Source organism: Corynebacterium sp. MSK297, assembly GCF_030232885.1.
Lineage (GTDB): Bacteria > Actinomycetota > Actinomycetes > Mycobacteriales > Mycobacteriaceae > Corynebacterium.
Window position 1 is genome coordinate 67,158 of sequence record NZ_JASPGD010000007.1, and the last position, 20,449, is coordinate 87,606.

General features: G+C 53.3%; 15 protein-coding genes. 1 reads left to right on the plus strand and 14 read right to left on the minus strand.

Translation table 11 applies throughout. From position 1 onward, the window contains the following. Positions 1–7 precede the first annotated feature (7 nt). From odhI to QP888_RS08135, 5 genes are all read right to left on the minus strand, one after another. The gene (gene odhI / locus QP888_RS08115; protein WP_018119507.1) at positions 8–439 is read right to left on the minus strand and encodes an oxoglutarate dehydrogenase inhibitor Odhl; all 432 of its coding nucleotides are present in this window, start codon (positions 437–439) and stop codon (positions 8–10) included. A gap of 134 nt (positions 440–573) precedes the next feature. Then, positions 574–2,874 carry an accessory Sec system translocase SecA2 gene (secA2, locus tag QP888_RS08120; protein ID WP_284813029.1) on the minus strand — a complete coding sequence of 767 codons (2,301 nt, stop codon included), beginning with the start codon at positions 2,872–2,874 and terminating at the stop codon, positions 574–576. Between the two features lie 52 nt (positions 2,875–2,926). Beyond that, complete coding sequence (locus QP888_RS08125; protein WP_284813030.1) at positions 2,927–3,886, minus strand: CE1 family esterase; 960 nt, start codon at positions 3,884–3,886, stop codon at positions 2,927–2,929. A 173-nt stretch (positions 3,887–4,059) separates the two neighbouring features. Continuing rightward, complete coding sequence (locus tag QP888_RS08130; RefSeq protein ID WP_284813031.1) at positions 4,060–5,838, minus strand: ABC transporter ATP-binding protein; 1,779 nt, start codon at positions 5,836–5,838, stop codon at positions 4,060–4,062. Continuing rightward, on the minus strand, positions 5,835–7,436 hold the full coding sequence (locus tag QP888_RS08135; RefSeq protein WP_350338239.1) for an ABC transporter transmembrane domain-containing protein: 1,602 nt from the start codon (positions 7,434–7,436) through the stop codon (positions 5,835–5,837). Before QP888_RS08135 ends, QP888_RS08130 begins: the two co-directional genes overlap by 4 nt. On the opposite strand from QP888_RS08135, the gene QP888_RS08140 reads away from it, so the two are divergent. Then, positions 7,414–8,208: a class I SAM-dependent methyltransferase gene (locus QP888_RS08140; RefSeq protein ID WP_284813032.1), complete on the plus strand. Its 795-nt coding sequence runs from the start codon at positions 7,414–7,416 to the stop codon at positions 8,206–8,208. The two genes, QP888_RS08135 and QP888_RS08140, sit on opposite strands and share 23 nt — an antisense overlap. An 88-nt stretch (positions 8,209–8,296) precedes the next feature. Here QP888_RS08140 and der read toward each other — a convergent pair whose 3' ends face one another. The 9 genes from der to QP888_RS08185 all read right to left on the minus strand — a co-directional run bounded on the left by der (position 8,297) and on the right by QP888_RS08185 (position 20,429). Continuing rightward, positions 8,297–10,486 carry a bifunctional cytidylate kinase/GTPase Der gene (der, locus tag QP888_RS08145; protein ID WP_284813033.1) on the minus strand — a complete coding sequence of 730 codons (2,190 nt, stop codon included), beginning with the start codon at positions 10,484–10,486 and terminating at the stop codon, positions 8,297–8,299. Between the two features lie 76 nt (positions 10,487–10,562). After that, the gene (locus QP888_RS08150; RefSeq protein WP_284813034.1) at positions 10,563–11,414 is read right to left on the minus strand and encodes a pseudouridine synthase; all 852 of its coding nucleotides are present in this window, start codon (positions 11,412–11,414) and stop codon (positions 10,563–10,565) included. Between the two features lie 29 nt (positions 11,415–11,443). Beyond that, positions 11,444–12,043 carry an SMC-Scp complex subunit ScpB gene (gene scpB, locus QP888_RS08155; RefSeq protein ID WP_284813035.1) on the minus strand — a complete coding sequence of 200 codons (600 nt, stop codon included), beginning with the start codon at positions 12,041–12,043 and terminating at the stop codon, positions 11,444–11,446. Positions 12,044–12,165: 122 nt separating this feature from the next. After that, entirely contained in the window at positions 12,166–13,026 is an 861-nt protein-coding gene (locus tag QP888_RS08160) for a segregation and condensation protein A (protein WP_284813036.1), read from the minus strand. Continuing rightward, positions 13,023–13,898, minus strand: coding sequence for a ParA family protein (locus QP888_RS08165; protein WP_284813037.1), 876 nt, complete (start codon positions 13,896–13,898; stop codon positions 13,023–13,025). Before QP888_RS08165 ends, QP888_RS08160 begins: the two co-directional genes overlap by 4 nt. 206 nt (positions 13,899–14,104) lie before the next feature. Next, positions 14,105–14,548 (minus strand): hypothetical protein, encoded by a 444-nt coding sequence (locus tag QP888_RS08170; protein WP_284813039.1) that lies wholly within the window; start codon positions 14,546–14,548, stop codon positions 14,105–14,107. Positions 14,549–15,289: 741 nt separating this feature from the next. Beyond that, positions 15,290–15,586 carry a transposase gene (locus tag QP888_RS08175; protein WP_284813040.1) on the minus strand — a complete coding sequence of 99 codons (297 nt, stop codon included), beginning with the start codon at positions 15,584–15,586 and terminating at the stop codon, positions 15,290–15,292. A gap of 216 nt (positions 15,587–15,802) precedes the next feature. After that, positions 15,803–17,044 carry an MFS transporter gene (locus tag QP888_RS08180; RefSeq protein WP_284813041.1) on the minus strand — a complete coding sequence of 414 codons (1,242 nt, stop codon included), beginning with the start codon at positions 17,042–17,044 and terminating at the stop codon, positions 15,803–15,805. Then, the gene (locus tag QP888_RS08185) at positions 17,037–20,429 is read right to left on the minus strand and encodes an IucA/IucC family protein (RefSeq protein WP_284813042.1); all 3,393 of its coding nucleotides are present in this window, start codon (positions 20,427–20,429) and stop codon (positions 17,037–17,039) included. The genes QP888_RS08180 and QP888_RS08185 overlap by 8 nt, the downstream gene beginning before the upstream one ends. Between the last annotated feature and the right edge of the window lie 20 nt (positions 20,430–20,449).

Below are 20,449 nucleotides of genomic sequence, written 5' to 3' on the forward strand. Positions count from 1 at the left end.
CTACCTATTATTTCTTGGTATCAGCCAAAAAGACCAAACGGAACTTGCCAATTTGGATCTCATCGCCAACGGAAAGTACCTGCGCATTGCGTGGTTCCCGGTTGACATAAGTGCCATTGAGCGACCCCACGTCGACAACTTCGAATTCACCGTTGTTCACGCGGAATTCTGCGTGACGACGGGACACGGTGACATCGTCCAAGAAAATATCAGCCTCGGGGTGCCGACCTGCGGTGGTGGTTTCTTGATCCAACAAGAAACGCGCACCGGCGTTCGGGCCACGCTTAACCACTAACAGTGCTACGCCCTCTGCGAGATTTTCCGTGCTTTCGGCTGCGGTGGTTGCACCAGCGCCGGATTCCATTTCTTTAATGAGATCCGCACGGAAGACCGAGGTAGTCTCCGCTTGCTGTTCCGGCGTACCGGTGTTTTCGCTCATGATCTATCCTCCGCATTGTCGGAAATATTGTCGTTAGTAATCCATCATAGCGCCTAAACGCCTGCCGCGAGACCCATTGTTCTTTTCTGTGCCCCGAAAAACACGGTAAATCCCATGAATGTAATTACTCACGATTAACGGAACAGATTACCGATACCGGTCAGGGCAGAATTCCCCGAACCAGCCAGCGGATTATCGGAAACCATATACGTCCACGTTGCAGATGGTCGCGCCAGGCCATCGTCGGCTAGATGAGCACCAGAGGCATCAATAGTGACCTCTCGGAAACTCTTACGGGCAGCTTCTACCCCACGTTGCACGATTTCTTTAAACTCCCGCACGGCAATCCTGTGATATTCATCGATTGGGGTTTCCCGGGCAATGGCGCGCAAGTGAATCGATTCCCGAACATCGTCCATGTGCTCGAGGTGATCAGCCCACGCCAAATCCAGGTGATAAAGCATGATTTCCCGGCTTGCTGCCACCAAAATATCTTCAGAGATTCCTGCTGCACGCAACTCATCGGCACGCTGCGGTTCATAGTCGGATAGCTCCGCCCACGCTTTGTCTGTGTCAAGCAAACCTGCGCGCCGCTCATCGATAATCTCTCGCTGATCTGCCAGCAACTTGTTGTACTTCCACGTCTGGCTATGGATTTCCAGCAACTGCGCTTCGGTCACCCGCTGGCAATGCGCAATGAAATCGTCGATGCGTCCGGAATCGATCCGTCCGTGTTCATCGGGTTGAGCCTCAACTGATTCTCCTGCCCCGCCGGAGATCACCACATCATCTTCCAAGGACACAAAAAACAGGCTCAAACCGGGATCACCTTGGCGCCCGGCACGTCCGCGCAGCTGATTATCCAGTCGGGAACTCCGGTGCCGCGTGGTTCCTAACACTGCTAAGCCGCCAGCTTCTTTAACGTCCTCATAATGCGCGCCATCGGTGCCGCCCAATTTGATATCGGTACCACGGCCAGCCATTTGGGTCGAAACCGTGACCCGGCCGGGCAGTCCAGCTTCGGCGACGATGGCAGCCTCTTCCGCATCGTTTTTCGCGTTTAACACTTGCGCACTAACCCCACGGCTAGCGAGAGCCTCTGCCAGCTGTTCCGATTCGGCAACATCCTGGGTACCAATCAAAACTGGCTGGCCCTGCGTGTACAGCAACACGATTTCATCAATTAAGGCTTGGTTTTTCTCGGCAATCGTGGCATAGACGCGGTCGGCTTCGTCGAAACGCTGCAACGGCTTATTCGGTGCAATTTCAGAGACATATAAGCCATAGAACTCACGCAATTGATCGGTAGCTTCCACCGCAGTACCAGTCATGCCGCACAGCTGCGGATAACGACGCATCAGTTCTTGGATGGTCAGTGAGTCCAGGATGCGCCCGCCCTCGGTAACTTTCAGGCCTTCTTTTTCTTCTACTGCCGCCTGCAGGCCATCGGGCCAGCGCTGCAAATCCGCGATGCGGCCTTTCGAGGTATCAATTAACTTCAGTTCGCCATCGACGATGACATAGTGGATATCGCGAATCAACAACGCTTTGGCATGCAGCGCCAAGTTAACCCGTACCAAGGTGGTGCCGATGTGCTCGTCGCTATATAAAGAATCGATTCCTAGTTGTTTTTCCACCGCCGCAGCGCCATCGTCAGTGAGAAAGACGTTGCGTCCATCAGAATCAATCGTGTAATGGCGCTCTTCTTGCAAGGTCGCGACCACGGAGGTCACCCGAGCGTCGGTAGCCTGATCTGGTCGGGATCCTGCCAGTACCAGCGGCACCAAGGCTTCGTCGACAAGCACCGAATCAGCTTCGTCGACCAACGCAACCTCTGCTTGTTGGAATACGGCCTGCGCGCGCTCAGTAATCTGATTATCCCGGAGCACATCAAATCCCAGCTCTTTCACCGGCGCGTACACCACGTCGGCCTCGTATGCGTGCCGACGTTGCTGGGTGTCCATGGATTCGGTGACTGCGGCCACCTGCAGGCCGAAGCTTTCTACGAGCGGGCGCATCCAATCAGCGTCACGGCGCGCCAGGTAATCGTTGACCGTGACGACGTGCACGCGTTTTCCACTCAGCGCTAAGCCGGTAGCTGCCATGGCCCCGACCAGGGTTTTGCCCTCACCGGTAGCCATATGGATCACGTCGCCGCTGATAAGCCTGAGTACAGCCTGCGCCTGCACATCGAACGGAGATAGTCCCAGCTTGCGCGAACTGGCGGCTGCCAGCGCCGCCAAGAACGTCGATTTATCGGTGATCTCGCCACCGGAGGTGATCGCTGCGCTGGCGCGTTCCCGAAGTTCGGCATCACTCAGCGAGGCAAAATCCGCGGCCTGTCGCTGGGCTTGGTCGACGATTTTGCGCGATTGCTTTTCATGCTTCGCCGATTTGGCTCCCATGGCGTTCCAGAACCAGTCGAATTTTCCCACGCTCGCTCAACATCCTTTCGGTCGTGAAATGACAGCTCCCCTAGTCTACTGCTTAGGGGCGCCCGGGAATGCGGAAGAAATCCAAAATCTTATCTGTCGCAAAATTCTCCGGCATCGCATCATTGCGATTGCGGCTATAGCCAGGCCACCAGTGCTTACCGCCGTCGATACGGATGTGGTCAACGGGCGCGGCACAGTGGGTGAAACTGGTGCGTTCTGCATCACCAATAAGTTCCTGTGTTTCTGCATTATCGTCGCAGTGGTTTCTGCGTGCTGCGACGTCCATGATCTCTGGCACAGAGAGAAATTTAGTGTTGTGTCGGGTTCCACCGTCATAGCTGACGATGTGGTCCGCTGTACCGTGAATATCTAGATGGCCGACGGTACCTGGCGCGCAGTTTTCTACCACTGCGGTGTAATACGCTGCTGAGACTGTGGCGATTGCGTGAAATTGTTCTGGTCGCTGGCATGCCAAATATTGCGCGAATCCACCGCCGTTTGAAAAACCCACGGCAAATAGCTGATCATCAGCAATCGACCACGTGCGGCGTGCTGAATTGATAATTTCATCGATAAATTTCAGGTCATCGTGTCCACTCGCTGCAGCATACGGAGCCGGCGCCCACGCTTTTGACTCTTCATGTGGGGGCTTGCTGGGAGCACCATCTGGGTAAATGGAAATAGCCCGTGCAGCATCAAAGTGTGTAGAGCGCGCCATGCTCTCGGCGTCTTGTCCCCACCCATGGAAAGTCAGAATCAGCGGCCACTGTTCGGCAGGGTCGTAGTCGGCAGGTAAATGCACAAGGTAGCTACGACCACTCGGCAGATTAATGCGCGTGGTTTCTCCGGGGAATGCCCCTTCCACGGGTGCTCCGGTTGGGTGCGGGAAAGCAGACATCTCACGGTCTAATGCCTGGGCATACTCCGAGGCTTGCGGATCATTCCCATCGTCTGCGGCTCGGTTGTCTACGACGCTGCAGCTGCCGAGGCACACCGCGAGTGCGCACAACACCCCTGTTGCCTGGATACGAGGGATGGCCGTAATGCCGTTTTCCGTACTGCCCTGCGGCCTGTTACCACATCGCCTGAAATACCCAATGAGCTGCCCAAACCGTATCAATGTCACCCACTTCGACCTATGATCTTTAACCGCAAATAATTTTAGCATCTAAACTAAGTGGTGCCTTAGCGACCTGAATTCCATGCGTTCCACAGCTCAGTATAGCGACCATCTCGAGCCACCAACTCAGCGTGGGTGCCCTGCTCAATCACCCGACCTTGGTCCATCACTACCACTTGGTCGGCGGATACAGCCTGATCCAACCTGTGCGCCACAATCACCGCAGTACGGCCAGCCGTAACCGCAGCGGCACCAGCTTCCAACTGCTCTGCACCGACCGAACCAGCTTCTGCAGTGGCCTCATCCATGATCACCAAGGCCGGATCTGCCAACAACACCCGCGCCAACGCCAATTGTTGGGCTTGCACCGGGTCCAATTGCTGACCACGAGCGCCCACCACCGTATCCAAGCCGTCGGCAAGCGAATCCAACCAATCCGCCTGCACGGTGCGCAACACGGCCAGTAGTTCTTCGTCACTGGCGTCCGGGCGAGCCAAGGTAAGATCATCTCGCAAGGTGCCAGAAAACACGTACACATCCTGTGAAATCATCGCCAAGCGCCCCGCACGTTCGCGATCAGAAAGCTGTGCGGCCTCGGTAGCGTCGACAAGAATCTCGCCGGAATCCGGAACCCGCAAACCCGCCGCTAACGCCGCCAAGGTCGTTTTACCTGCGCCAGATGCACCAACAATGGCCACCGTGGAACCTGCCGGAACCTCCAGACTGACGCCATCGACAGCGTCGGGCGAATCCACGGAATAAGCAAAGCTAACATTCTTGACGACGAGCCTACCCCGCGGTTGCCCAGCACCTGAATCAGGAACCGGCTGTGGTGGCCGCGCGATGACCCCAGCGATCCGGCTCAACGAGGCATAGCCAGCCTGCAGCGTATCTAGCACGCGCATCAACGCCATGATCGGACCACGCAAGCGAATCAGCATCAGCAAAGCCGCGGTTACCGCACCGACAGTCAAATATCCATGAGCAACAACGAAAAAGCCGACCACCAAACCGACGAATAGCAACAAAAACTCCGCGAGCCAGACCCACAAGCCAAGCGTCATCATTGTGCGTCGAGCAGCAAAACCGTAACTGACCACATCCAACGAAGATTCCTGCACCCGGTTATGCATCGCACGCTCCCAGCCATACGCACGCACCGTCGGTCCACCGTGGATGGTCTCTAAAACGCGCCGGGCACGCTGCGCCATGGCCTCGCGCTGGGCGATATAACGCGGTGGCGCTACCCGCAGATAATGACGTACGGACAGCCAATAAATCGGCACCACGACCACGATGACGGCAATGAACTGCCAATCGATCGCCAGCAACGCAATCGCGGTGGCAACCACCATGAATACCGATTTCGACAACACTGGCACGGTCTCAGTCACGGCAGCAGAAAGCTCGGCGACATCGTCTGTCGCCCGCGAGACCACATCACCCGAACCGGCCGCTTCCACCTCATGGGCCGGCAGGCGTAAAGCAGTGCCCACCATGGTCTCGCGCAAATTGGAAATGACCCGCTCAATCAGTTTTCCGATGACATATAAGCCACCTGCCGAAAGCACAGCAGATGCCAGCGCAAGCGCCAGCAACCACATCGCAATCACCGTAATACTGCCATCATCAGCCACCACCTCATCGACGATATTGCCCAGCTGCCGTGGAACCAACACATTGGCCAACGCACCCGTGCTGAGTAAGAACATCGCCCACCAGAATTGGCGACGTGCACCCGCTATACGCCGGATTTGTTGGGTCACGACGCGCCGCACCGTTGCAAACGACGCGATAGGAAACGCGGCGGGGTTCGATCGCGTTGCGGAGGTTGCTGAACTCATTGCTGTGGTGCACCTGCCTTCACGTGATCGGCCACCTCGCGCCAGGCTGGCGAGGAACTATAAACCACCGTCGTCTTCCCGCGCCGGGCTTGAGCGACGCGACGAGCGATGGTGTGTTCTGTCACCGAATCCACCGCGGTCGTGGGGTTATTCAATACAAGCACCTCCGCGTCGCGTGCCAATGCGCGCGCCAGTGCCACGCGTTGGCGTTGCCCTCCGGAAAGGTCGCCATCCGCCTCACCAATGCGACGACTGGCACCACCGGGAATATCGTCTGCAGCTGCAGCGGCAAGGGCTACGTCAACGATCTCGGGGGCAGATTGCTCGTGCACAATATTGTCCGCGATGGCACCACTAAACAAGTGCGCATCATGCGGGGCTACAAGCACGCGCTCGCGCGGTAATAACTCAAGCCCCTCGGGGATGTCATCAGCAATCACGGTCAGCTGCCCCGGCTCCGGGCGGGCGTGTTCCGGAAACACCTCCCAATTGACCACGGAATCAGTCTCCGGCAAAGCATACGGTGCGGCAAGCACCGAACGAATCCGATCTGCAGAACCTTGCGCAGTCGCCCACTTCGAAGAAATATTTTTCCCCAGCATTGTCATGGGGGTGATGATGAATTGTGTGAGGCCAATGACCGTGATGAGTTCACCAACGCTGATGGCATCGGCAAGCGCCAAGCCTCCGGCTGCGATGCCGACAATGATGATGTAGACCGAACCTACAGTTTCTGTGATGGCATCCAATACGGAGCGGGCACCATGCGCACGCACGGTCGCGCCATAAGCGTCGTCAGAAACTTTCTGATAACGCTCATACACAGTATCAACCGCGCCGATGCCTTTCAGGATGCGCAAACCATGCACCACATCAGTCGCCGTAGCAGCGGCCTCCGCGAGCCAGTACTGACGTTTGCCGGAACGACGCCGCAGCGGCCCCGAGGCCGACAGGGAAATCCATACCATCACGGGGCCACCGACCAACACAGCGATACCAAGCGGCACGTTAATCATGGTGACCATCACGCCGACGTAAAGAATGGAGGCAAACTCAGCGAACGGAAACACCGCCATCATGACAGCATCAGCAATCCGCTGCGTATCGCTCGAAGCAATAGAGAGCAATTCCCCCGCAGTCCGGCGCTGACCGCCGAGCCCACGAGGATGCGAAATACGATCCGTCACCGCCATACGCAAAGAATGGCCGGTACGCAGCGTCGCCAGTATTAAATATTTCCGACCAAACCATCCACAGGTGGCATGCACCACGAATACCACTGCCATGATTATCAGCCAGCGAACCAGCGCAGAGAAATTGCCGCTAGCAACGGCATCATCAATCGCATTGCCAACAATGACTGGGGTAAGCCCAGTACAGAGAAACATAATCACCGTCATCACAGCAGCAGGAACCGTCAGCCGGTGATACAAAAAGATAGTCTTGAGCAACCAGAAACGATCATCAGGTTGGGCCAGCGGCGGCTCGAGGCTGCCCGGTAATTCTGCGGCCGGGGTGACCTCTATGGGCGCTGGCTGCTGCACACCGTCATGGTGTGTATTAGTTTGTGTAGCGATGACTTCTCCTGTGTTTTTCAAGGCATCTGCCAAAACCAGCCCCTCGTTTGCGAACCCGCAACTGCGACGGGCAGCTGGTGCAGCGTTTTCTGCTGCTGACTACGATGCGATCCGGCCTGGATACCCGACAGAAATCGCCAGCTTAGTAACGCGCGAGCACGCACCGGTCACAGTGGCCGACGGCGGTGCGGGAACCGGCCAGCTCAGCGCTGTGCTGGCTGCTGCTGGTCACCAAGTCTACGCCTTTGATCCATCGGTGGGCATGGCCCATTTTTTGCACCAAAAATTAGGCGTGCCGACGTGGCAAGCCAGTGCAGAAGCGACGGGGTTGGCCGATCATTCCGTGGATTGTCTCAGCTACGCGCAAGCCTGGCACTGGTTCGATATCGCAGCTGCCAGCAAAGAAGCTGATCGCGTACTCGCGCCGGGCGGCAGGCTGTTATTGGTGTGGAATACTTTGGATGTCTCACGGCCAGAAATATTGCGATTGGCTCGGATTATGCATTCCGGGGATATCCAGCCAGCTGGTTTCTTCCCTACTGTGGGTGCGCCCTGGCAGCTTGCCGATACGCTGCGAACCACGATGGTGCAAAAACTTACCGTCGACGGCGTGCACGAGCTGATGCATTCGCGCAGTTATTGGCAGCGCGCTAACCAACGTATGCGCAACCGGCTCACCGGAAACCTGAATTGGTACCTACTGGATTTTTGGGAGAAATCACGTACAGATACCATCACGCTGCCCTATCGCACCGATGCCTTTGTCTACGAACGTTCCTCTCACCCGGACTAACGTCGACACTGCCGGGCTAATGCTGTTTGTGGTTACTAGCACTCGTGCCTGCTGTTGGTTGCTAGTGCTCGGCCAGTGTTCATTACAGTTACTTCCGCTTAGGCTTGCGCTCACGCACACGAACAGCGATGCGCACTGGTGTGCCGTGGAATCCGAAGCGTTCCCGGAATTTCCGCTCTAGGTAACGCCGGTAACCGGCATCCAAGAATCCGGTGGTAAACAGCACGATTGTCGGTGGTTGCGTGCCGGCCTGAGTGGCAAACAACACCTTGGGCAAACGGTTGTTTTTCATCGGCGGCGGGTTCGCTGCGATGGCTTCGCGTATCCAGTTATTTAACTGGCCAGTGGTCACGCGTTTGTCCCAGCTTTCCAACGCCGCGATCATCGCTGGTTCTAGCTTGTTCAGCGCCCGGCCGGTCTTGGCGGAGATGTTCACACGCGTGGCCCATGGAATATGCCGCAGCTGCTCGTCGAGCTCGCGCTCCAGTAGGAAGCGGCGTTCTTCTTCCATCAGGTCCCACTTGTTGAGGGCGAGTACCAGTGCTTTTCCGGATTCTAGGATCATCGCCAGCACGCGCTGGTCTTGCTCACTGATTGGTTCGGAAGCGTCAACCAGCAATACGCAGACTTCCGCAGCATCAATCACCCCGCGGGTACGCAACGACGCGTAATACTCATGGCCTTGCGCATTCTTCACCTTTTTGCGCAGACCTGCGGTATCGATAAAGCGCCACATCTGCTCGTCGAGCTGCACGAGGGAGTCCACCGGGTCCACGGTGGTGCCGGCGACCTTGTCCACCACGGAGCGCTCTTCGTTCGCAAACTTGTTGAGCAGTGAGGACTTGCCGACGTTCGGCTTTCCCACCAAGGCAACTTTGCGTGGACCCGAGGTAATCGAGGTCTGGCGTGGGGTTTCTGGGAACAGCTTGAGCATCTCATCGAGAACGTCAGCAGAACCATTGCCGTGCAGGGCCGACACTGGCCAAGGATCGCCCAAGCCCAGGCTGTAGAACAACGAGAGGTCAGCGTATTGCTGCGGCGAGTCAAATTTATTGGCCACCAGCAGCACCGGCACTTTCGAACGCTGCAGCTTGCGCGCCATCATCACATCGGTCTCGGTGGCACCGACGCGAGTATCGACAACGAAAATGATGACATCCGCGGTGTCCATCGCGACTTCGGCCTGGCGTGCGATATGCGCGTTGAGGCCTTTCACGTTGGAGTCCCAACCACCGGTATCTTGCACCCAAAAACGCTGGTTTGCCCATTCGGCTAAGTACGAGTTCCGGTCGCGAGTGACACCTGGCACGTCTTCGACGACTGCTTCACGACGGCCCAAGAAGCGGTTCGTCAGCGAGGACTTGCCCACGTTAGGCCGTCCCACGATCGCTACGGTGCACAGGGCTTCTTCTACTTGGGTGCTGCCAAGCGCGGACAGGAATTCTTCTTCGAGTTCGTCCCAGTCTGGCTCGCCGTCGCGCTGTTCGTCATCACCGGCAGAAAACTCCGTCTCGTCGAAATCGTCGCCGGTATAGTCTCGAAATTCAGTGACAAAATCGTCTCGGTTGTTCGGCGCACCAGAATTGGTCAAGTATACGCCCTGGATAATATCGATAATGCGCTGTTGGACTTCCTCCAGCGACAGTTCCGAGGTATCAACCAGCACCGCATCATCAGCTGGGCGCAGCGGCGAGGCAGCACGCGCGGAATCGGCTGCATCGCGACGTTGGACGTCGGCAAGCACCGCAGAAAACGACGATTCCCGGCCTGCCGCCAGGTTTTGGTCATGCCGGCGCTGCGCGCGGATTTCCGCAGAGGCAGTGAGAAAAATCTTCGTCGGCGCATCTCCCAGCACGACGGTGCCGATATCACGGCCTTCGACAATCACGCGGTGGGCGGCAAAAGCGAGCTCACGCTGCAGTTGCACCAAGTTTTCCCGGACCTCCGGGATGGCAGAGACGGAAGAGACATGCGTCGTCACGGCTTGTCCGCGGATCGGTTCCGAGACATCCTCACCGTCGAGAAGCACCGCGCTGGATTCCGGGTCATCGCTAATCTCGATCGGCAGATCGCGTGTCGCCTCAATGACCGCATAACTATCGAGCGGGTCTACCTGAGCGCGCAGCACGGCGAGCGTGGCTACTCGATACATCGCACCGGTATCCAGGTATTTAGCGTCCAGTTGTTTCGCGAGCGCGCGGCAGGTGGAAGATTTCCCTGTTCCGGAAGGTCCGTCGACGGCAACCAGTAGGCCGTCGTCAGGCATATTCGTAATCATAAATTCGTTTCTATCGTTTCTGTCTGCTCTGTGTGTATTAACTGCATATTAGCTGTGTATCAACTGCCAGCGTTTTCTACATGCCCACTGCTTTATACAGCGAAGTCAGCTCCGAGGCATTCAATGCCCGCAAGACGCCGGGCTTTTGTTCGCCAAGCTGCACCGTGTGCACCTTAGTACGCACTAGGCGCTGGACCGGGTAGCCGGCTTCTTTTAGCATGCGGCGCACGATGTGCTTGCGGCCTTCGTGGAGTTCCACCTGCACCAGCGAATAACCTTGGTTTTTGTCGATGACGCGGACGAAATCCGCTTTCGACATACCGTCTTCCAGCTCCACGCCTTCGCGCAGCGTAGAAATCAGCTTCGGACCTGCCTCACCGAGCACTTCCGCCAGGTAGGTCTTCGATACCTCGTATTTCGGGTGCATCAGGCGATTCGCCAGCTCGCCGTCGTTAGTCAGAATCAGCAAACCTTCGGTGTCGGCATCCAAACGCCCGACATGGAACAGCCTTTCGCCAGCATCCAACTTGCCGACGACCAGATCGCCGACGCAACGCCGGCCCATCTCGTCCGACATGGTGGATTGCACGCCACGTGGCTTGTTCAGCACGTAATAGGCTTTTTCCTCATCCACGTTGATTCGGGCACCGTCGACGTGAATGATATCGCGCGAAGGGTCAACCTTCACGCCTTGTTTCGTGATCGTCTTGCCGTTGACTTGCACACGCCCGTCACGAATCAAGATTTCCGAGTGCCGACGTGAGGCCACGCCTGCCTGGGACAGCACTTTCTGGAGCCGCACGGCTTCATAGCCTGCATCATTGTCTTGGCCGTTGGTCGGTTCATCGGCAAAAATCCAGTCCGCGCCTAAATCTTGGGCAATGGATTCTGCGGTTGCTTTACTGTGGTTTTCGGTCACGGTGATCACGGTCCTTTAAGCTGTTGTCGTCTGCCGGGTTAAAATTGGTCGTCAATGCTGTCGAGTTCTGGCAGCAATGGCGCAAGATCAGGCAGTGCAGCGAGAGAATCTATGCCCAATTGTTCCAAAAACAGCTCGGTGGTGACATAGAAACGGGCTGTGCTGGACGTCTCCTCCGTGAGCTCGGGATGCTGACTTGCCTCAACCTCGCGAATCATACCGCGAATTGCCAGCGTGCGCATAACACCGTCGACGTTGACCCCACGGACGGCCGAGACCTGAGCCCTAGTCACCGGTTGTCGGTATGCAATGACAGCCAGGGTTTCTAGCGCGGCACGAGAGAGCTTGGTCTGGCTTCCATCAAGCAGAAATTCCTCGACGGGGGTGGCGTTTGCAGTGCGGGTATACAAACGCCAGCCTTCTGCGTTCTCCCGCAGCTGCATCCCCGAACCACGACTGTCGAATTCATCACGAATTTCTTCCAACAGTGCAACGACCTCGGACTTAGCGACGCCGAGTGCTCGAGCCAGGTGCGCAGTACTCGCCGGAGCATCAATGACGAGCAAGATGGACTCTAACTGGCTGCGCAGCTGAGAAATCAGTGGCAGATCCCTAGATTGCCCCGTGCTATCGTCCATATTCATCCTGTTCCTTTACGCCTATTCTTGCTAGCACCCATTCTCACAGTCGCCTATTCTCACAGTCACCTATTTTCGCCGACAACCGCTCTTATTGACAGGCATTGGTATTTTTTCCCACCTTATTCCCAGTTTGCCGCACCAACGACGGCTGGATCCACATCCAAGCCAGTCCATGCCACAGACAGTTTTTCTAACGCTTCAGGTTGTTCTGTATCCACCGCGCGCGCCTTGTACAGCTCTAGTAGTGCCAAAAAACGCCCCACGATGTGCATGGTATCCGGACAATCACGGGTTAAGGCAGCAAACGTTGTCCACTCACTGGCCCCGAGCAGTTTCAGCGAGTTCAGCATCACACCTGCTTGTTCGGGAACTGAAACGGCTACGCGATGTACGTGATCAGTGCCGACTTCCTCGGGAGGTTTCGGGCGAAATACTCCCGCGGCTAATTCCGCGAACGATTCCGGGCTATGCCCCAGGTGCAACGGAGGTAGCAATTGCGCGAAACGTTCTTCGATGGCCACGGCCCGTGGGTATCGTTGCTGTGCGTTGCGCTGCCAGTCTGCAAATAACTCGGCAACTTGTTTGTATGCGCGGTATTGCAGCAACCGGGCGAACAAGAGGTCCCGCGATTCCAGCAGTGCGAGATCTTCTTCGTCGTCGACTTCTCCACGGGGAAGCAAACGCGCTGCCTTCAGGTCCAGCAAGGTTGCTGCCACCACGAGGAATTCTGTGCGCTCGTCCAGGCCTGCGCTGGAATCAAGAAAACGAGTATACGCTAAAAATTCGTCGGTGACCTCGTGCAGAGCGATGTCTGTAATATCCATTTTTTTCGAATGGATAAGCTGCAGCAGCAAGTCAAAAGGCCCCTCGAAATTCGCCAAAGCCAGGCGAAAACCAGTGATCTCTGGTTGTTCTTGGTTTGCCGGTTTGCCCTGTTCGTGCTGCGCGGTGCGAGTCTGTGCAGCGTGAATATGCGTCATGCTTGAGCGTTAGCGGTGCGCTCCATGACTTCCAGCGCCAAGGTTCGATACTGCTGGGTGGCTTGTGAACTCGGTGCCCAGCTCGTGATTGGCTCGCCAGCCACGGAGGTCTCTGGGAAGCGGACGGTGCGTGTGATCACGGTATCGAAGACTTTCTCATCAAACACCTCGACAACGCGGTCCATCACTTCCCTCGCGTGTTTGGTGCGTCGGTCGAACATCGTGACCAGAATTCCCAGAACTTCCAGGTCAAAGTTGATGCGTTCAGAGACTTTTTCGACGGTATCGGTCAACAGCGCCAAACCACGCAGGGAGAAGTATTCACATTCCATTGGAATAATCACGCCGTGTGAACAGGCAAGCGCGTTAACCGTCAACAAGCCCAAGGACGGCTGGCAGTCGATGATGATGAAGTCGTAATCCCGCATTACCGGACGCAGCGCACGGGCCAGAGTGTGCTCACGACCAACTTCGTTGACCATCTGGATTTCAGCAGCAGAAAGGTCAATATTCGCAGGAACTACATCAAGGTTTGCGGTATCGGTATGCAAAATTGCGGAGTGGATGCTGGTGTGGTTGTCCAACATGACGTCATAGATGGTGTCTTCTAAACGGTCATGCGAAATACCCAAACCCGCAGACAATGCCCCTTGCGGGTCCAAGTCAACCAACAGGACTTTACGCCCATGCTCTGCGATACAGGCACCCAAGTTAATGGTCGTGGTGGTCTTGCCAACGCCCCCCTTCTGATTACACATCGAGATGATCGTGGCAGGGCCATGCTTGTCCAGCGGCTTTGGTTGCGAGAATTCACGTTTTGCACGGCCGGTGAGGCCGGTTTCTTCCGCCTCAAAGAGCCCGTCGTCACTCATGTCCTCGCCTTCCTGCATCAAGACTAAACCCAGAGCCGCTCGTCGATACCGACCGGCCCCGGCCAGCAGCATATCTCTGTGTCGATACACCAAACTTACAACGCTGTTATTAAAAAAGTCCACCTGCTTGACGAACGAACACAATAGACAAGGCTATGGCCTTGAACTAATAACTGCTCAACCCGGCTACGACTTGGTTCAAAATTCTACATACCGAAGGGTTCCCCGTTCCACATATCCTCGATGAAATTCAGCATAAACTCTTTGTCCAAGTATCTTACGGCGACGTGGATATTAAGCATCGATTCTAGACTCGGTGAACAGAGCAAAGAATCGACCACAACACGATGGTCTTTTTCCAAATGAGAACCGAAATACCAGAAGGCATCACTGTGCGCACGGAAACCACCCGCTGCGATATAAAGATAAAGATCATGCTTAGAAATTCCAGCATCGCGCACCAGTAATAGATTTGCACGCGAATAGAAATTTTCTTCGGAGAAGCCCTCCACAGGTGGCGTGCGTTTCCACTCGTCTTCCAGTGCAAATGCGCGTTTGGTAATGGTTTTCTGGCTATACTGCAGCGCCTCCTGTAACGGGCTAGTCTGCGTTAGCTCTTCTCGCAAGGTCACTGCTCCATCAGAAACCATATGCCATTATCCTCTTCGTAGTTGTACAAACAATAGACTTTCATGTGGTACCACCCGTGGTCGTTGTAATAATTAGCCTTTGTATTACATTCATTCTCAGAGTGATACGATCGCAAAATCTTTCCGTAGTCTATAGACGCTACGTCTGTCGTAGTGTCGACTCCATGCGAGTCTTGCGTTGTTGAGGCAACGTATGCTGCCCCAACAAGCAGCGCTAGCGCCACAACGACAGTGCAGATCACTCGGATTGGGGCTTGTCTCCAATAAAACCTGAAACTATTTAGCATAGGATAACTCCATCAATCGGCACCCCCGGACGTATCCCAAATGTTTTCCCGATTCGATCTCAAATTCTTGCGGGGCTCGACCATTAGATTCTTGGCCCATCGCCTCTTGTTGCGCAGCAGCCATGCTCAACACTAAAACTGCAAGCATGTTTCTTTATAGATAGCCACCATATTACCTCCCTGCTATGATGTTAATCACTCACATTACATGGAATTGCTGGGCATGTATAGGATTTCTAAAAATTTGTTCCTGATTACCGTTGACAAACCGAGCATTTCTGCAATTTTCGTTTACCCCTCTGTGAATTGCACTGGGTTTGTGAGCCCAAGTCCCCTGCAGAGGTGGCGATAATAGGTGCGAGCGGCGATTTCGTGCTCGCGGTCCTGGAGAACCCAACACATCCACTCAATACAAAATAAGTGCCGGTGCTCACATAAGAAACCAACGATTATTTTAGTTTGCAGTCGAGCTGTGCTTGGGCGAAAAATCCGACGCCAACTTCACACCCTCATTAGTTTGCTTCAATTGCTTGTTCTCGCGACGAAGCTGGTTGAGTTCGGCGTCTTTTTCCTGTTCGGCCTGAGTTGTGGCTTCGACTTCAGCAGCTTCCGCCTTACGAATCCAATTGTGCAAGGTTACCGGCTTGATATCGAGCATGCGGCCGATCTTGCGGTGGGTCCCGGACTTGGTGGCGCCATCCTCAGCGACCACCTCATAGTACAGCCGCAGCGCGCGCTGCCGGGGACGCATCGTATTGTGCAGTGCTCATAAAACAAGCATCTCCTATCATGCCACTTTACTTTTTACGTCAAAACTAAGCATGGTCCGCGATGGCATGAGTTTCTTCGTCGAGTACACTTCCTTGTGCTCAAGATTGCAGCAATGATGGGTTGCGTACCAGCCAACATCAAATTTCGAAGACAGAATTTCATATCGGGAACTACACTCAAACGATATACGTTTCCACTATACTTTGATAACATTTTTGTCTGTAAAAAATAGGTATATTAACAAGATCAGCCCGAGATTTGCCGATGCCATCCCCATTAGCATGGTGAAAACGCCAAATAAATCGGCAATAACTCCAAAAACAAACGTTCCGAGGGGAATGAGCACTCGGTCGACCGAAGCAACGCCAAGAACCATACCACGTTTCGACTCTGGGGTTGCGAGTAACACCGCGCTTCGATTTAGAGTTCGATAACGCTGGCCAACCGCACCTATTACTACAAAGATGATAGACAACGCAATAAGGTTCTTAGCAAAGAGATAGACGCATGCTGCCAACATTATGGGAAACGAAACGCCAACCGCCGATCTCCACGAAGATCTGTCCACATGCACTGGAGGGGATCTCCTCAGGAGAGTTGCCGAACAAACAGCACCGGCTGCTGCCGCGCAGGAACCAACAGCAGCAGCAACTCCAGGGGGCAGTTTAAAATCATCTGCGAATATTACCGGGATCATTGCTGTATATGGAAAAATAGCGAACATCGGCCCAGTCGCGAGTAAAATCTGGCGGGACAAATTCTTCTCACCCAAAATCATCTTTATATCTCGAAATAATGTCATTCTCCCAGCATCATCTCGACCCTCCGGCAAATCCTCCCCTATATACTTTCTCGACTGCCTCAATGCAAAAATAGAAATAACTGCAGAAACAAGATATGTGAAAGATATAGCAACCAAACCAGCCCCTACCCCACCGGAACTAAGAAATACCCCCGAAGCTGCCGGACCAAGTATAAGACAAAGTGTCAAAATCGTAGACAACCTTGCCATTTCTGGGACAAGCCTGTCAGACGGAACCAGTTTTGCAATTGCGAGTTGCCTAAGCGCAGGCTCTGGGGACAAGATTATAGAGCGTAGCACTAATATTAATATTATAATCTGAAAGGAATAGAGGCTGTCACCGTGGACCCGAATAACGTAGGCAATAAGCATCGTACAAAGCGTTCCACACCAAAGTGCAAACGCTAAGATGTTTAAAGGGGCTATACGATCAGCTAGCTTTGATAAGAGAGGTGCGGCCAACAAAAGCGGTAGCAACCGCGCCATCACAGCAAAACCAACCATTGCGGCCTGACCAGTAGCCACTATCACCCACCAGTTCAGAAGGACTAGCTCTGCTGCCCCAGCGAATCGAGATAATACTGAAGTAAACAGAATAAGTCGAATCGCTGTCTCAGAATCTCCGCCTTTATTCATTTTGTTCAAAATCCCCTAAATCAACCTTCCTGGCTAAAGGATTAGGCACCATGATATAGGAATCACCCTTCGAAGGATCTAACGCCATACGGAGAAATGATTTTTGGGCCATGACAGGTGACAAAAGGAAAGATAAATCACCGTCGGGGATTTTTCCTCTCCAAAACTGACAAAGATTTCCTAAAACTTCCTTAACAATATTCCAGTAATATTTTTCGGATGTTGATGTGATTTTAGCTAGTTCTGCGACAATTCCATCAAGGTTTCCTGATATCGCTGCATATATTCCTTTTGATCTAAAATCTTCGACATTCTCGGTAACTGTTACAGCCCGTGGCCTTAAAGCAACATCCGGAACACACGCTTCCCACCGAGACCTAAGTATTCGTATTCCTGAAAAATCTCTTAAGGCTATCCCCATGTATTCGACTCCGATATTGGATGTTTTAGCGCGTACGAGGGTGTTCTGTAGATGAGCTTCAAGAGCCACGCCATACAACCACATCATAGGTAGCACGGTACCGAGAAGATCGAACGAATAGTCTTTAAGCCATCTCTCCGGGTGTTTTCCGATCAGACCCGACAGCGCCGGATCGAGCGTTTCGGGAACCCCTCTCAACGTATTGGCGCCAATAACAAATTCTTCTTTACCAAGCACGTCTTCAGGGCTACGTCGAAGAAGTGTGGACAACCCGCGTTGGACCGTTGGACTGTGGCGGGGCCCGTTATAAGCGGTTCCAGAAAACTCTGGGAGTACCTTAACTTTTGGGCGGTGGTTTTCGGGATATTGAGCCAAAACGTTTTGTACCAGGTCAACAATAGCACCACTCATAACAGGCGTACCCAAAGCAGAGTCTTGAGAAATCGATCTGCGTGTGGAGGTTGCCACAATATCGATTGCCGTTTTAACCATCGGGCGTCGTCCAAATTCGTCTGGAACGTGTGGAATCCCGGTACGCAATGAAATCGTCGGGTGAACAGGTAATACACAAGGCTCAATAATTTTAATTAAACCAGCATCAATCTCGTTTTTAAAGTTGTCTATGATGACAGATTTATACTGCCACGGGTGAACGAAAATTATGTCGTACTTATGATGATCAACTGGAAAATCCTTTGCCACAATGTCTTTCGCAAGGCGAATCAAGTTTGGATAGTAGTCAAAAATCCCGGATTCAACACTAATGCAGGAATGGGCAATCAGATCACGTTGGACTGCTAACAGAACCAGATCAACGACTGAATCATTCTCCGGCCCGTATAGCCATGAGTCTTCTACGCTGAATCCACGTCGGAGCTTCGCTAACGGATGAACATTATGGCCACTAACAGCTAATTTGTCCGCATATGCTCCCGAAAGTTGTGCTGGCTTACTCTGAAGATACGACCAGAACGATGAATCTTGCTGCCCTATCACCATCTGTCGTTGTTGATGTGCTCGAATACGTTTTTCTGTTAAATGGGAAACCTGGGCCAAGCAATCGATCGCGTTGCGAACATCAGCCTCGATCTTCCCAAACTCAGAAGTTGATATTCCTTCAATTTGAGCTGCCGCCCGCAATCTGTCGTCTACGACGATTTTGGCGGACATAATAGTTTCCTTTCCAGCCCTGAGCTGTGTTGCGATTGGAATCTTGTTTATGTCCAATGGATTTTTAGTATAAACATACTCCTGCTCTCGGACGGCTCCTGACAGTCGCATTCCAAGGAGCCTTTTTACTGGGAGTTTTCCATCTTGAATTGTTTCAAAGACTTGTTGCCGGAAATTGTGAGATCTTTTGCCTAAAATTTGTCCGTTAGATACGAGACGAAAACGAACGCGCTCGACACATGACGCAAGGATCGTCCATATTTGCTCAGCCTCGTCTTTCTTTAGATTTAGCTTTACAACAAACTCTTCAAACAGATTAGAAATAAGAGGGTATATAGCTTTATTTACGAGCTTTCTGATGTCGTCGACCACCAAAGACGTAGATGACAGGCGCTCAAAATACTGAGCCAGGTCAGGGAACAGAGAAAGATCGCCTTTGGGGAAAATCCGCACGCCTCCAAAGTCTCGAACAATAACCTTATGAGGAAAATTGTTTCTCAAAATGAGAACTGTATTCTGTTGATGGGCCTCGACAGAAATTCCCCACACTGCGAGCATAGAAACTACGGGTGCAACCAATATATCGCAGAGCTGTCGGGTCCATTCAGTAATTAAGCTGATTTTCTCCATTCCAGGAGCGCTCTGGTTCTTTAATTCGATGAATATATCATCAATCACTTTCCGTCCGGTCAGGGGGTTAGTCGCAAACAGCGCGGCCACTGGCATTGCAATATCTTTTTCTAAGCATCCAGAAGTCGGATCCTTCCGAATTAGCGCCCCTAGACAACGCTCTCGTAATCCAGATGTTCCCGAATAACGGATGGCAGCTAAATCTTCGCCAGTACTGAAGGCCTTATCATCATCTTGAGTCCGCGGAATAATACCTCCATTAGCCGTCATTGCAACATCAAATATGTTTTTAATATCTGGACCGAGGGCTGCAGTAGGCGAGAATCCCCTTATTGCGCCAGTAAGCTGCGCTTCAAGTGCAACCTTAATATGCACACTCCCATTTCCATGGGTTACTCGGAACGTACGCACAGACATTAAAGGTTCTGCATTGGCCACCGAATCCAAGACAACCAATTGGCGTGTCCTGAATTCTTTAGCAAATTCTTCAAGAATAACATTCTCTAATTGCCAGGGATGCACCGGAATAACAAGAAAATTCTCCAAGCCTAGTTCTCTAAGTTCGTCGTGAATTCGTGAAGCCATCTCTGGCAGTGTCTCGGATAAAGCCTGTTGAATACCCACCCCGGTTTCTTCGACTAGAGACTGATCAGCCGCTAGAAATCGAAGTTCTAATTGTTCGATTTGCTCTGGTAGAACGAATCGATAATCAGCGCCAAGCCCAAGACAAGTTTTTGCACAGGGATGAGCATGGTGCCCATCCGTAACCAATTGCTCAAATTTCGCTAGGAGGGCTGAGGCTGTGTAATCGTAACCCCGACATCGGTTTAGACAAGCTTCAACCAGGTCCTGGAAAGGTGACGATGAATTGGTTTTCGTCAAAAGCATATTTGCCCAGCGTTCGTCCCGCCCCTGCCGAGCTAAAGCAAGTCCCCGAATACCGTCGCGTAACTCCTGAATCGTACGCTGGATATTATTTGTCGGAACGTTAAGTCGGGAATTATCCCTAAGCATCTTTAATACATCCCAAGGGCGCATTCCACTAATCTTTAACCGTTCCTCAGGAGTCAAGGCTGGTGTTACCAGTTTTTCTCGCTCTAACGATTCAATTAGACGTTTGTTGATATCAATTTCCGCATTAGCTAGGCACTCTTCAAACTTCATGAAGGTAAGCATAACCTTGT